This is a genomic window from Micromonospora citrea, assembly GCF_900090315.1.
GTDB lineage: Bacteria > Actinomycetota > Actinomycetes > Mycobacteriales > Micromonosporaceae > Micromonospora > Micromonospora citrea.
The window spans coordinates 4,100,233-4,113,389 of the sequence record NZ_FMHZ01000002.1; the positions used below are offsets into that span (position 1 = coordinate 4,100,233).

The 13,157-nt window shown below is 73.9% G+C and carries 13 protein-coding genes; 3 read left to right on the forward strand and 10 right to left on the reverse strand.

The window, feature by feature from the left end:
- A complete protein-coding gene (locus tag GA0070606_RS18815; RefSeq protein ID WP_091102074.1) occupies positions 1-516 on the forward strand; it encodes an O-acetyl-ADP-ribose deacetylase in 516 nt (171 codons plus the stop codon).
- Positions 517-572: 56 nt separating this feature from the next.
- Here GA0070606_RS18815 and GA0070606_RS18820 read toward each other — a convergent pair whose 3' ends face one another.
- The 8 genes from GA0070606_RS18820 to GA0070606_RS18855 all read right to left on the reverse strand — a co-directional run bounded on the left by GA0070606_RS18820 (position 573) and on the right by GA0070606_RS18855 (position 8,696).
- Entirely contained in the window at positions 573-1,469 is an 897-nt protein-coding gene (locus GA0070606_RS18820; protein ID WP_091102078.1) for a GNAT family N-acetyltransferase, read from the reverse strand.
- 2 nt (positions 1,470-1,471) lie between these two features.
- Positions 1,472-1,873, reverse strand: coding sequence for a RidA family protein (locus tag GA0070606_RS18825; RefSeq protein WP_091107887.1), 402 nt, complete (start codon positions 1,871-1,873; stop codon positions 1,472-1,474).
- 115 nt (positions 1,874-1,988) lie between these two features.
- Entirely contained in the window at positions 1,989-2,996 is a 1,008-nt protein-coding gene (locus GA0070606_RS18830; RefSeq protein ID WP_091102081.1) for a LacI family DNA-binding transcriptional regulator, read from the reverse strand.
- Between the two features lie 19 nt (positions 2,997-3,015).
- Positions 3,016-4,395 (reverse strand): GH1 family beta-glucosidase, encoded by a 1,380-nt coding sequence (locus tag GA0070606_RS18835; RefSeq protein WP_091102084.1) that lies wholly within the window; start codon positions 4,393-4,395, stop codon positions 3,016-3,018.
- Entirely contained in the window at positions 4,392-5,225 is an 834-nt protein-coding gene (locus tag GA0070606_RS18840; protein WP_091102087.1) for a carbohydrate ABC transporter permease, read from the reverse strand. Before GA0070606_RS18840 ends, GA0070606_RS18835 begins: the two co-directional genes overlap by 4 nt.
- Complete coding sequence (locus GA0070606_RS18845) at positions 5,222-6,235, reverse strand: carbohydrate ABC transporter permease (RefSeq protein WP_091102090.1); 1,014 nt, start codon at positions 6,233-6,235, stop codon at positions 5,222-5,224. Before GA0070606_RS18845 ends, GA0070606_RS18840 begins: the two co-directional genes overlap by 4 nt.
- Before the next feature lie 74 nt (positions 6,236-6,309).
- Complete coding sequence (locus GA0070606_RS18850) at positions 6,310-7,614, reverse strand: ABC transporter substrate-binding protein (protein WP_091102093.1); 1,305 nt, start codon at positions 7,612-7,614, stop codon at positions 6,310-6,312.
- A gap of 320 nt (positions 7,615-7,934) precedes the next feature.
- The gene (locus GA0070606_RS18855) at positions 7,935-8,696 is read right to left on the reverse strand and encodes a maleylpyruvate isomerase family mycothiol-dependent enzyme (RefSeq protein WP_091102097.1); all 762 of its coding nucleotides are present in this window, start codon (positions 8,694-8,696) and stop codon (positions 7,935-7,937) included.
- Between the two features lie 70 nt (positions 8,697-8,766).
- Here GA0070606_RS18855 and GA0070606_RS18860 point away from each other — a divergent pair, with 70 nt between their 5' ends.
- Positions 8,767-9,858, forward strand: coding sequence for a UDP-N-acetylmuramate dehydrogenase (locus GA0070606_RS18860; protein ID WP_091102101.1), 1,092 nt, complete (start codon positions 8,767-8,769; stop codon positions 9,856-9,858).
- Between the two features lie 137 nt (positions 9,859-9,995).
- Here GA0070606_RS18860 and GA0070606_RS18865 read toward each other — a convergent pair whose 3' ends face one another.
- Together GA0070606_RS18865 and GA0070606_RS18870 are read right to left on the reverse strand one after the other, a co-directional pair.
- Positions 9,996-10,793 (reverse strand): class I SAM-dependent methyltransferase, encoded by a 798-nt coding sequence (locus GA0070606_RS18865; RefSeq protein WP_091102105.1) that lies wholly within the window; start codon positions 10,791-10,793, stop codon positions 9,996-9,998.
- A gap of 13 nt (positions 10,794-10,806) precedes the next feature.
- Complete coding sequence (locus tag GA0070606_RS18870) at positions 10,807-11,571, reverse strand: SDR family NAD(P)-dependent oxidoreductase (protein ID WP_091102108.1); 765 nt, start codon at positions 11,569-11,571, stop codon at positions 10,807-10,809.
- 181 nt (positions 11,572-11,752) lie between these two features.
- Here GA0070606_RS18870 and mshA point away from each other — a divergent pair, with 181 nt between their 5' ends.
- Complete coding sequence (gene mshA, locus GA0070606_RS18875; protein WP_091102111.1) at positions 11,753-13,108, forward strand: D-inositol-3-phosphate glycosyltransferase; 1,356 nt, start codon at positions 11,753-11,755, stop codon at positions 13,106-13,108.
- Positions 13,109-13,157: the final 49 nt, after the last annotated feature.

A 13,157-nucleotide genomic window follows, 5' to 3' on the forward strand; every position in this document is an offset into this window, starting at 1 on the left:
GTGCGGGTCACGCTGGTCGAGGGGGACATCACCACGCAGCGGGTGGACGTGGTCGTCAACGCCGCCAACTCGTCGCTGCTCGGCGGCGGGGGAGTGGACGGCGCGATCCACCGGCGGGGCGGCCCGGCCATCCTCGACGAGTGCCGGGCGCTGCGCGCCTCCCGGTACGGCCGGGGCCTGCCCACCGGCCAGGCGGTGGCCACCACCGCCGGCAACCTGCCCGCCCGGTGGGTGGTGCACACGGTCGGGCCGGTCTGGTCGGCAACCGAGGACCGCTCGGCGCTGTTGCGCGACTGCTACGCCAACAGCCTGCGTGCCGCCGACGAGCTGGGCGCGACCAGCGTGGCGTTTCCGCTGATCTCGGCCGGCGTCTACGGCTGGCCGGTCGAGGACGCCGTGCGGCAGGCCCTGTCGGTGCTCCGCCCGGCCACCCCGGCACACGTCACCGAGGCCCGGCTGGTGCTCTTCGGCGCCGACGCCCGCGCGGCCGCACAGCGGGTGTACGACGCCGGTTGACCGGGACGGTCCGGAAGCTCGCGCGGCCGGGGCCGGCTCGTCGTCGACCGGGGCGGTCAGGAGAGCTCGCGCAGGCAGGACCAGCTCGAGCCGACCGGGCGGTAGCCGAGCCCGACGTTGATCGCCAGCATCGGCGCGTTCGCCTCGTCGTTCGAGGTGTAGGCGACGCGCACCCCGTTGGCGGCGGCGCGGTGCAGGGCCGCCGTCTTGGCCAGCCGGGCCAGCCCGCGCCCCCGGTGGGCCGGCACCGTGGCGGTGTAGTCCGACCACATCCGGTCACCGTCGCGCACGACGAGGCTCAGGGCCACCACCTCGCCGCCGGTCACGGCCGCCGTGCTGGCCGCGCGGTCCAGGCCCGGGTTCTCCCAGGTCTCGGAGCACCAACGCGCGTAGCTGGTCGCGTCGGAGGACACGTCCCCCGGCTCGTCGGCCGCCGCCGCCGTCTCGGCCAGGTAGACCCGACGCGGGTCGACGTCGGTCAGCGGCAGCAGCCGTACGCCCGGCGGCGGCTCCGGCATCGGCGGGGCCGGCCGCAGGTCCAGGGCGGAGTAGCGCAGCTCCCGGCTCGGCGTGAACCCGTGCCGGCGGGCGAACGGCAGCGACTCCGGCAGCGCCCAGGTGCGCACCCGGCGCGCCCCGATCACCCGCAGGCGCCCCAGCGCGGCGGTCAGCAGCGCGGTGCCGCCGCCCCGGCCCCGGTGCTCCGGGTGCACGTGCAGGGGGGAGACCTCCCCGACGTCGGGCTCCGAGGTCTGGTCGTTGCGGTACGCTGCCACCCAGCCGACCACCGTGTCGTCCACCTCGACGACGTACGCGGTCCACTGCTCGCTGGGCGGGGGCTGGGCGATCATGCGGCGGGTCGACTCGACGCCGCGCACGAGGTACGGGTACACGAGCGCGCGCAGCGCCACCACGGCGGGCGCGTCGTCGGGGCGGGCGGTGCGGATCCGCACGGTCAGCCCTCCCCGCGTACGGCGGCGACGGCCTCGACCTCGACGAGCTGGTCGTCGTAGCCGAGCACGGCCACCCCGAGCAGGGTGCTGGGCGGCTCGTGGTCGCCGAACGCGTCCCGGACCACCTCCCAGACGGCCACGAGGTCGGCCTGGCGGGACGACGCCACGTACACCGTGGTCTTGACGACGTCGGCGAGGCGGGCGCCGGCCGCCGCGAGGGCGGTCTCCAGGTTGGCCATCACCTGCCGGGCCTGGCCGACCGGGTCGCCGGGCGCGACGGTCCGCCCCTCGGCGTCGAGCGGGCAGGCACCGGCGGTGAGGACGAGCCGGGAGGGTGGCTCGACCGTGGCGGCGTACGCGTACTCGGCGACGTCGGAGAGGGCGGGTACGCGGATCAGGTTCACGGTCACGCGCGCGACGCTACCGACGCCGGCACCACGCCTCCACGGATTAATCCGCCGCCCGCCGGCGGTGCGGGGTGGGCGCCCCGCCCGCGCGGGAGGCCGCCCGCCCGCACCCTCAGGCCGACTCGCGGACGATCAGCTCGGTGGGTAGCACCACGGCCGGCTCGATCGCCTCGCCGGCGGCCAGCCGCAGCAGCAGCCGGGTCATCTGCCGGCCGAGTTCCACGATCGGCTGGCGGACGGTGGTCAGCGGCGGCTCGGTGTACGCCGCCGTCTCGATGTCGTCGAAGCCGATCACCGCCACGTCGTCCGGCACGCGCCGCCCCGCCTCGCGCAGCGCCCGCAGGGCGGCGTGCGCCATCAGGTCGGAGGCGGCGAAGACCGCGTCGAGGTCGGGGTGCGCGGCCAGGAGCTGCCGCATCGCCGTCGCGCCGGACTCGCGGGTGAAGTCGCCGGTCGCCACCAGCTCCGGCAGGCCGGCCTCGGCGACCGTGTCGCGGTAGCCCGCGAGCCGCTCGATGCCGGCCACCATGTCCTGCGGGCCGGCGATGGTGGCGATCCGGCGGCGACCGCTTCCGATCAGGTGCCGGACGGCCCGCGTCACCCCGCCGACGTGGTCGACGTCGACGTAGGGCACCTCCGCGCCGTCGAGCGGGCGACCGCTGCACACCACCGGGATGCCCAGCCGGGCGAGCCGGCCGGGCAGCGGGTCCTCGCCGTGCAGCGAGGCGAAGAGCACCCCGTCGACGTGCCGCCCGGTGGTGTAGCGCTCGACCCGGTCGTGCCCGGCGGGGGAGCCGGCCAGCATCAGCACGAGCTGCTTGTCGGCCGCCTCCAGCTCCTGCGCCGCGCCCCGGATGATGCCCGGGAACACCTGGTCGTCGGAGAAGACCCGGGTGGCGGCCTCCGGCAGCACCAGGGCGATCGAGTCGGTCCGCTGGGTGACCAGGCTGCGGGCGGCCAGGTTCGGCACGTATCCCAGCTCGGCCACCGCCCGGCGGACCGCCTCCCGGATCGGCTCGGCGACGGTGGTGGAGCCGTTCACCACCCGGGACACCGTGGCCCGCGAGACCCCCGCCCGCCGGGCCACCGCCTCCAGCGTCGGCCGTTGCGCCGTCGTCATCCCCGTTACCACCGCCTCGTCACAGCCCGTTCCGGGAGATCACCTCCTGGTACCACCGGGCGCTGGACTTCGGTGTGCGTCGCTGGGTCAGGTAGTCGACGTGGATGATCCCGAACCGTCGGCGGTAACCCTCGGCCCACTCGAAGTTGTCCATCAACGACCATACGAGATAGCCCCGGAGGTCCACGCCCCGGGAGATCGCCTCGTGCGCGGCGCGCAGGTGCCCGTCGAGGTAGGCGATCCGGTCGGCGTCCACGACCTGCCCGGCGCCGTCCGGGGCGTCCGCGCCGGCCTTGTCGGGGAACGCCGCCCCGTTCTCGGTGACCATCAGCGGCACGCCGGGGTGGTCGGTGGCGATCCGCTCCAGCAACCGGGTCAGCCCCGCCGGCTCGATCATCCAGCCCATGTCGGTCAGCGGACCGGTCGGCGGGAGGAACTCCACCGCGCCCTCGGTGCCCGGGTACGCGCTGCCGCCCGCGCCGCCCGGCCGTCCGGCGACGTAGGTGGGCGCGTAGTAGTTGATCCCGAGCAGGTCGATCGGTGCGGCGATCAGCTTCTCGTCGCCGTCGCGGACGAACGTCGGCTCGATGATCCGGGCCACGTGCTCCAGCACGTCCTCCGGGTAGGCCGCGCGCAGCAGCGGGTCGAGGAAGATCCGGTTGTGCAGGCCGTCGACCAGGCGCACGGCCGCCACGTCGGCGGCGCTGTCGGGGTCGGCCGGGCGCACGTCGGCCGGGTTGACCGTGATCCCGACGGTGTCCGCGCCGCCCGCGCGCAGCGCGCGGGCCGCCAGCCCGTGCCCGAGCAGCAGATGGTGTACGGCGGTGAAGGCCGCGCCCGGGTCCCGCTCGCCGGGGGCGTGCACCCCGTTACCGTAGCCCAGGTAGGCCGAGCACCACGGCTCGTTGAGCGTGGTCCAGGTGCCCACCCGGTCGCCGAGCCGGGCGTGCACGGCGGTGGCGTACGTGGCGAAGTGCTCGGCGGTCTCCCGGTTGGTCCAGCCGCCCCGGTCCTGGAGGGACTGCGGCAGGTCCCAGTGGTAGAGCGTGACGATCGGGTCGATGCCCCGGTCGAGCAGCGCGTCGACCAGCCGGTCGTAGAAGTCCAGGCCGCGCGGGTTGACCGGGCCGCTGCCGTCCGGCTGGATCCGCGGCCAGGCCACCGAGAATCTGTACGCCTTCAGCCCGAGCTCCGCCATCAGCGCCACGTCGTCGGCGTACCGGTGGTAGTGGTCGCAGGCGACGTCGCCGGTGTGGCCGTGGTGGACCCTGCCCGGCGTACGGCTGAAGGTGTCCCAGATCGACGGGCCGCGACCGTCGTCGGTGGCCGCCCCCTCGATCTGGTACGCGGCGGTGGCCGCGCCCCAGACGAAGTTCTCGGGGAATCGCAGAGTGCTCACGCCTTGACCGCACCTTCCATGATGCCGCCGATGATCTGGCGGCCGAACAGGACGAAGACCAGGAGCAGCGGAAGGGTGGCGATGGCCGTCCCCGTGAACACCTGGGACATGTCGGTGTAGTACCCGTCGGAGAGGGTGCGCAACGCCAGCTGCACTGTCGGGTTCTCCGGATCGTTGAGGACCGCGTACGGCCACAGGAAGTCGTTCCAGGTGGTCATGAACGTGAGCAGTCCCAGCACGGCGGCGGCCGGGCGCAGCGCCGGCAGCACCACGTTCCAGTAGATCCGCGCCGTGCCGCAGCCGTCCATCCGGGCCGCCTCGATCAGCTCGTCGCTGACGGCCTGGCCGGCGTACTGCCGCATCATGAACACCCCGAACCCGGTGACCAGGGCCGGCACGATCACCGCCGGCAGCCGGTCGTTCCAGTTCAGCCTGGTCATCAGCATGTAGAGCGGGATGACGCCGAGCTGGGTGGGCACCATCATCGTCGCGATGATGACCATGAGCAGCGCGTTGCGTCCCCGGAACCGCAGCTTGGCGAAGGCGAACCCGGCCAGCGTGGAGAAGAACACCACCGAGACGGTGACCGTGGTCGCCACGATCGCCGAGTTGACCAGACCGGTGACGAAGTACGCGTCGGTGTTGCCGAGCAGCCGGGAGACGTTCGCGCCGAAGTTGCCGCCGGGGGTGACCGGGGGCGGCAACTGGCCCATCGCGTCGTTGGAGCGGCTGGCCACCACGAACATCCAGTAGATCGGGAAGACCGACAGGATCCCGGCGGCGATCAGCGCGGCGTAGGTGAGCCGGCTGGCGGCCCAGAGGCGGGTCATCGCGGTCCTTCCTTCGGCTTCGCGTCCGCCCTCGCGGGGCGCGCGCCCCCGCCGAGCCGGCGCAGGAGCAGCACGTTGACCGCCGCGACGACCGCGATCAGCGCGAAGAGCAGCCATGCCACGGCCGAGCCGTACCCGAAGTTGTAGTGGGGAGCGAAGGCGTTCTCGAACATGTACATGGTCACGGTCTGCGACTCCCGCAGCGGTCCGCCCCGGATCGGGTTGGTCCCGGAGTGGAAGAGCCGGGGCTCGGTGAAGAGCTGGAGCCCGCCGATGGTGGAGATGATGACGGTGAAGATGATCGTCGGCTTGAGCAGCGGCACGGTGATCGACCAGAACTGCCGGGCCCGGCCGGCCCCGTCGATGGCGGCCGACTCGTAGAGGTCTCGTGGAATGGCCTGCATCGCGGCCAGGAAGATCAGGGCGTTGTAGCCGGTCCACCGCCAGTCGACCATGGCGGAGATGGCCACCCAGGAGGCGAACCGGTTCGACTTCCACTCGACCGCGTCGATCCCGACCAGGTCCAGCAGCCAGTTGACCATGCCGAAGTCGCGGCTGAAGAGCACCCCGAAGACGATCGCGACGGCGGCGGTCGAGGTGATGTTCGGGATCAGCACCGCCATCCGGAACGTGGTCCGGGCGCGCAGTTGCCGGTTGAGCAGGTTGGCCAGCCAGAGCGCGGCCAGCAACTGCGGGACGGTGGAGATGACGAAGATGCCGAGGGTGTTGACGACCGCGTGCCAGAAGTCGGTGTCCGCCAGCAGCCGGCTGTAGTTGTCGAGGCCGACGAACGGGTGGTCGCTGCCCAGCAGGTCCCAGTCGTGCAGCGAGACCCAGAGGGTGTAGATCAGCGGGTACACCCCGAACACCGCGAAGAGCACGAAGAACGGGGCGATGAACAGGTAGGGCGAGAACTGCGTGTCGAGGCGGCTGAGCCGCGTCCCCCGCGTACGCCGGCCGGCGCGGGGCGCCGGTGCGACCGGCGGGCGCGCGTCGAGCTGGACGGTCATGCCCGAACACTCCTTTCCACGGTGCGGGCGGGACCGGCGCCCCCGGCGCCCACCCGCCCGCACTCCGGCTCGGGCTACTTGGCGGCGGCCTTCTTCGCGTTGTTCACCGCGTCCGTCCAGCCCTGTTCGGGCTTGCGCTGGCCCAGCTCCACCGTCCGGACGGCGTTCTCGACCTCGGTGCGTACGGCCTGGTTCTTCGGCCCCATGTAGACGGGCTTCAGGGTCTTGGCGCCCTCGCCGAAGATCTGCCCGACGGGGGCGTCGGAGAAGTACGGGTTCTTGGCGTCGACGATCGCGGGATCGGCCAGCGCCTGCGGCGAGGAGGGCAGTGGGCCCTTGGCCTTGAACGCCCCGATCTGGCCCTTGGCGCTGGTCAGGAACTTCGCCAGCTCGATCGCCTCGGCGCGGTGCTTGCTCTGGGTCGGTACGGCGAGCCACGACCCGCCCCAGTTGCCGCCGTTGCCGGGCACCCGGGCGATGTCCCACTTGCCCTTGGCCTCCGCGCCGGCGTTGCCCTCGATGACGCCGGTCATCCACGCCGGGCAGGCGATGGTGGCGAACTTGGCCTGCTTGAAGGCCGAGACCCACTCCTCGGACCAGGAGCCGTACTTGCCGGAGAGGCCGGAGTCGATGATGTCCATCGTGGTGTCCCACGCCTGCCGGACGGCCGGGTTGCTGTCCACCACCAGGTTGTCGTTGGTGTCGTAGTAGTGGTGACCCTGCGAGTTGCCCGCCGTCTGGAGCACGATGGTGTTGAAGATGTTGGTGGCGGCGTCGAGGAACGACGCCCCGGTGTTCTTCGCCTTGAACTGCTCGCCGACCTTGATGTAGTCCTGCCAGGTCGGCCAGAGCTTCGACACCGCGTCGCGCTCGGTGGGCAGCCCCGCCTTGGCGAACAGGTCCTTGCGGTAGCACATCGCCATGCCGCCGACGTCGGTGCCCAGGCCGATCAGCTTGCCGTCCTGGGTCATCCCGCCCTTCCACTTCCACTCCAGGAAGTTGCCCTGGAGTTCGGCCCCGCCGTGGTCGAGCAGGTTGACGAAGTTGTCGGGGTTGGCCTTGTACTCGACCATCAGCCCCTCCTCGATGGCGACGACGTCGCCCGCGCCCTTGCCCGCGGCGAGCCACTGGGTCAGCTTGGGCGAGTAGTCGTCGAGGTTGGTGCCGGTGCCCCGCTCGACGATCTTCACGTTGGGGTGGCTGGCCATGTACTCCTTGTAGAGCTCGTCGTAGCCGAACTGGCTGAACACGTCGACCGTCAGCGTGATCTTGCCGTCGTCGGCGGGCTCGCCGTCGCCGGCGCAGCCGGCGGTGGCGAACAGCGCGGTGGCGGCGACGAGGGCCACCGCCGCCAGGCGGCGGCGCGGAAGGACACCCATGCTTTCGGACCCCTCTCAGGTCGTCTGAGGTGGTGAGGAAGGTGGTGGAGCAGAGCTGAGAGAGCGCTCTCACGACAGGGTGGGGGCTGGCGGGTCCGGTGTCAAGAGAGCGCTCTCCCCCGGATGCCGGCGGCGCGTTCGGACCGGAACCGACCCGCCCGGCCGGGGCGCGCGCACGACAGTGGCCGCCCCCTCGGTCGGGGACGGCCACTGTCGTCGGTGGTGCGCTCGCCCGGCCCGTCCGCCGGTGTCGTCGCCGGGTGCGGCCGGCGTCGGTGCGCGACTACGCGAAGCCCTCGGGGCCCGGCTCCGCGCGGAGGTCAGCCGACCCGGAGGCCCTCGAGCAGGGCGCGGTCGCCGGCCACGTCGAGCGTGTCGAAGCTGACCCGGCCCCAGAGCGCGAGCAGCAGGTCGCTCGCCGTGCCGCTGACCTGGACCCGGGCGCGGTGGTCGTCGTGGTCGAAGATGGTCGCGGTGTCGAGCAGGGCCACCCCCTCGCCGCGCAGCCGCAGGAACCACTGCTGGGCGGCGTCGACCGCCGAGAGCTGCACGACCCCGTGCCACTGGCCGGCGGTGCGGCGGCGGCCGGCGGGCAGCCAGGTGTCCAGCACCTCGCCCACCCCGTCGGCGGCGAGCTTCGCCTCGACCGGCTCGCCGGCGGCGATCGCGAGCTGGGCGTCCCAGCGGTGCACCGCGGTCTCGTGCGCCATCCGGCGCGGCCAGAAGCCCGCCTTCTTCGGCTGCGGCGCCCAGTTCCAGGCCGGCGCCTCCGGGTCGAGGGCGTCGAAGAGGGTCATCAACTGGTCGTACGCCTGCTGCCAGAGCTGGAGCGGCGCGACGCCCGGCTCCGGCTCGATGGGCGTGGACCTCCCCGGCGACGGGGAGGTCGCGCCGGAGCCGGCGAACGAGTGCACCCAGCGGTAGATGGAGGTCAGGTGCAGGGTCAGGTCGGCGACGGTCCAGCCGGGACAGGACAGCACCGGTGTCTCCGGTGGGGCCTCGGCCGCCGCCGCGGCGAACGCGGGGCCCTCGGCCCGGAGTGCGCCGATCCAGAAGTCCTTCGTGCCGTGCAGTCTGCTCATCGCCATCCTCCCGGGGGTGACCGGGCCACCAGTGGGCGCCGCGGCTACCCCTCAGCCTAGGGTGAGAGGCGTGTCAGACGTCTACGCCCAGCCGACAACGGGAGCCGAACCCACCGATACGTGCGAACTGGCGCGATACACGACATTGCGCCTCGGCGGCCCGGCCGGACGGGTCGTGGCCGGCACCGACGCCGACGAGATCGTCCGGGCGGTGCGGGAGGCGGGCGACCGCGACGAGCCCGTCCTGGTCCTCGCCGGGGGCAGCAACGTCGTGATCGGCGACGACGGCTTCCCGGGCACGGTGGTCCTGGTCCGCTCGCGCGGCCTGCGGGTGGTCGCCGAGGACGCCGAGACGGTCACCGTGCGCGTCGAGGCCGGCGAGCCCTGGGACGACCTCGTCGCCACCACCGTGGCCAACGGCTGGTCCGGGCTGGAGTGCCTCTCCGGCATCCCCGGCTCGACCGGCGCCACCCCGATCCAGAACGTCGGCGCGTACGGGCAGGAGGTCGCCGAGACCGTCACCGGCGTCCAGGTGCACGACCGGGTCGACGGGACCGTCGGGCGGATCGCCGCCGCCGACTGCGGCTTCGCGTACCGGTCCAGCATCTTCAAGTACAGCGACCGCTGGGTGGTGCTCTCGGTCGACTTCCGGCTCGCCCGCTCGCCGCTGTCCGGCCCGGTGCGCTACGCGGAGCTGGCCCGGGCGCTCGGCGTGCAGGTGGGGGAGCGGGTGCCGCTGGCCGACGCCCGGGCCACCGTGCTGCGGCTGCGCGCCGGCAAGGGCATGGTGCTCGACGCAGGCGACCCGGACACCCGCTCGGTCGGCTCGTTCTTCACCAACCCGGTGCTGGACGCGACCGCGTACGAGCTGCTGCGCGAGCGCGCCGCCGAGCTGGGGGAGCCGCCGTCCTGGCCCTGCCCGGGCGACATGGTCAAGGTCAGCGCGGCGTGGCTGATCGACAAGGCCGGCTTCGGCAAGGGCCACCCCGGCCCGGAGGGCACCGCCATCTCCAGCAAGCACACCCTCGCCCTGACCAACCGCGGCGGCACCGCCAGCACCGCCGCCCTGGTCGAGCTGGCCCGGGAGATCCGCGACGGCGTCCACCGCCGCTTCGGCGTCACGCTCCACCCCGAGCCGGTCCTCGTCAACTGCGCCATCTGACCCACTCCCGCCCCCGCCCCCGACCCTCCCGTGATCTTGCACTTGCTGCCCGGGCGAAGCGGGGTAAAGGCGCGAAACGCGGGCCGAAAGTGCAAGATCGCGGAGAGTCAGGGGGGCGCGGAGGGGCCGGGGAGGGGTCAGGTGGGGGCGACGGCGGGCCAGGGGAGGGTCAGCTCGCCGTGGCGCCAGCGGCGGGGGCCGTCGAGGACCGGCCAGCCCGCCTCGCGTACGGCGGCGACGGCGCGCAGCCAGCGCTGGCGGGGGCCGAACGGGGCGTAGCCGGCGGCGGCGTGCCAGGCGTCGTCCAGCGCTCCGACCAGGTCGTGGATCCGCTCGCCGGGCACGTTGCGGTGGATCAGTGCCTTGGGCAGGCGTTCGGCCAGCTCCGCCGGGGTGCCGAGGGTGGTGAGCTTCGCGGCCAGGGTGAGCGTGCGGGGGCCGTCGGCGCCGAGCAGCACCCAGCCGCCGAGCCGGCCCAGCTCGTCGCAGGTGCCCTCCACCAGCAGCCCGCCCGGGGCCAGCGCGCCGGTCATCGTCCGCCACGCGTCGGCCACCTCGCGCTCGTCGTACTGGCGCAGGACGTTGAACGCGCGGACCAGGGCGGGCCGTAGCCCGGCCAGCTCGAACCCGCCGCGGGCGAAGGTCAACCGGGGCGGGTCGGCGGAGGGCTGGGCGGCGGCCACGCGTACCGGATCGATCTCCAGCCCGACCACCCGCACGTCGGCGCGGACCCCAGCGGCCAGCCGGGCGCGCAGCTCGACGGCGGTGACGGGGGTGGCGCCGTAGCCGAGGTCGACCACCAGCGGGTCGGCGGCCTCGCGCAGCGCCCCGCCGCAGGTCTCGACGATCCAGTTGTCCACCCGGCGCAGCCGGTTGGGGTTGGTCGTCCCCCGGGTCACCACGCCGAGCGGCCGGTGCCGCGCCGTGCCCGCCATCGTCCGCGCCGGCTCAGCCGGCCCGGTGCACCTTGTGCTGGGCGGCCTGCGCCAGCGGGCGCACCACGAGGCGGTCGACGTTGACGTGCTGCGGGCGGGTCGCGCACCAGGCGACGCAGTCGGCCACGTCGTCGGCGACGAGCGGCTCGGCGACGCCGGCGTAGACCGCCTCGGCCTTCTCCCTGTCGCCGCCGAAGCGCACCAGCCCGAACTCGTCGGTCTTGACCATGCCGGGGTCGATCTCGATCACCCGGACCGGCCGGCCGCAGAGCTCCAGGCGCAGCGTGCCGGCGACGGCCGTCTGCGCGTGCTTGGCGGCGGTGTAGCCGCCCCCGCCCTCGTAGACGGTGAAGCCGGCGGTGGAGGAGACGATCACGATGGTGCCGGCCCCCGACGCCTCCAGCGCGGGCAGCAGCGCCTGGGTGACGCGCAGCGTGCCGAGCACGTTGACGTCGTACATCCACTGCCAGTCGCCGACCGACCCGGACTCGACCGGGTCCAGACCGCGCGCGCCGCCGGCGTTGTTGACCAGCAGGGTGACCGGCCCCGGGGCGGCGGCCGCGGCCTCGGCGAGCCCGGCCACCGACTCGTCGGAGGTGACGTCGCAGGCCACGGCGGTGGCCGTGCCCCCCGCCGCCTCGATGTCGGCGACGAGGGCGGCCAACCGGTCGGTACGCCGCGCGGCGGCGAGCACGTGGAAACCCTCGGCGGCGAGCCGGCGGGCGGTGGCCGCGCCGATCCCGCTGGACGCTCCGGTGACGACGGCGACAGAGGTCATCCGGCCATTCTCACCCGGGCGCCGCGACGGGCGGCGCCGGCCCGGTGATGAGGTCCGTCACGCCCGGGGGTCGTCTCCGCGCATCACGGGGGCCGGATCGGGAAGATGACATCCGGCGAGGACGTTGTCCGAAAAGCGCCGGGCGTGCGGGACGGCATAAACCGTGACAGAGGGAGCGGACGTGGCGGAAGTGCACACCGGTGTCGGTCGTCAGCGCGGTGCGCGTCCGTGGCCCCGCCCCCGGCGGATCGCCACGCTCTCGGTGCACACCTCTCCCCTGCACCAGCCGGGCACCGGCGACGCGGGCGGCATGAACGTCTACATCCTGGAGGTCGCGCGGCGGCTCGCGGAGGCGAACGTCGAGGTGGAGATCTTCACCCGCGCCACCTCCGGCGACCTGCCCCCGGTCGTCGAGACCGCGCCCGGGGTGCACGTCCGGCACGTCACCGCCGGCCCTCTCGAAGGGCTCACCAAGGAGGAGCTGCCGGGCCAGCTCTGCGCCTTCACCGCCGGCGTGCTGCGCGCCGAGGCGTCCCGCCCGCCGGGCCACTACGACCTGATCCACTCCCACTACTGGCTCTCCGGCCAGGTCGGCTGGCTGGCCAAGGAGCGCTGGGGGGTGCCGTTGGTGCACACCGCGCACACCCTGGCGAAGGTCAAGAACGCCCAGCTCGCCGCGGGGGACCGGCCGGAGCCCAAGGCCCGCGTCATCGGCGAGGAGCAGGTGGTCGCCGAGGCCGACCGCCTCGTCGCGAACACCGCCGTCGAGGCCCGGGACCTCATCGACCGGTACGACGCGGACCCGGCCCAGGTGACGGTGGTCCAGCCCGGCGTGGACCTGGACCGGTTCCGTCCCGCTCCGGAGAGCCGCCGGCACGCCGCCCGCCGCCGGCTGGGGCTGCCCGCCTCCGGGTACGTGGTGGCCTTCGTCGGCCGGATCCAGCCGCTGAAGGCGCCCGACGTGCTCGTCCGCGCCGCGGCGGCGCTGCGCGAGCGCGATCCGGCGCTCGCCGACGAGCTGACCGTGGTGATCTGCGGGGGCCCCAGCGGCAGCGGCCTCGACCGACCGACGGCCCTGATGGAACTGGCCGCCTCGCTCGGGGTCGCGGACCGGGTGCGGTTCCTGCCGCCGCAGACGGGCGACGACCTGCCCGCCCTCTATCGGGCGGCGGACCTGGTCGCCGTGCCGTCCTACAACGAGTCCTTCGGGCTGGTGGCGCTGGAGGCGCAGGCGTGCGGCACGCCGGTCGTGGCCGCCGCCGTCGGCGGCCTGGTGACCGCGGTCCGCGATCAGGTCAGCGGCGTGCTGGTCGACGGCCACGACCCGGTCGACTGGGCCCGTACGCTCGCCCGGCTGCTGCCGGACCGGCTCCGCCGGACCGAGCTGTCCCGGGGCGCGGCCCGGCACGCCCGCGGCTTCTCCTGGCACCGGACGGCCTCGGGGCTGCTCGCCGTCTACGGCGAGGCGATCGCGGAGCACCGCGCCCGGCTCGCCTCCGAGCTGGCCGGCGGCGCGGCCATGTCCTGCTCCTGGTGACGGGTCGCCGCCACCCGGTGGCGGGTCGTCGGCGGCCGTAGAGTGGGTC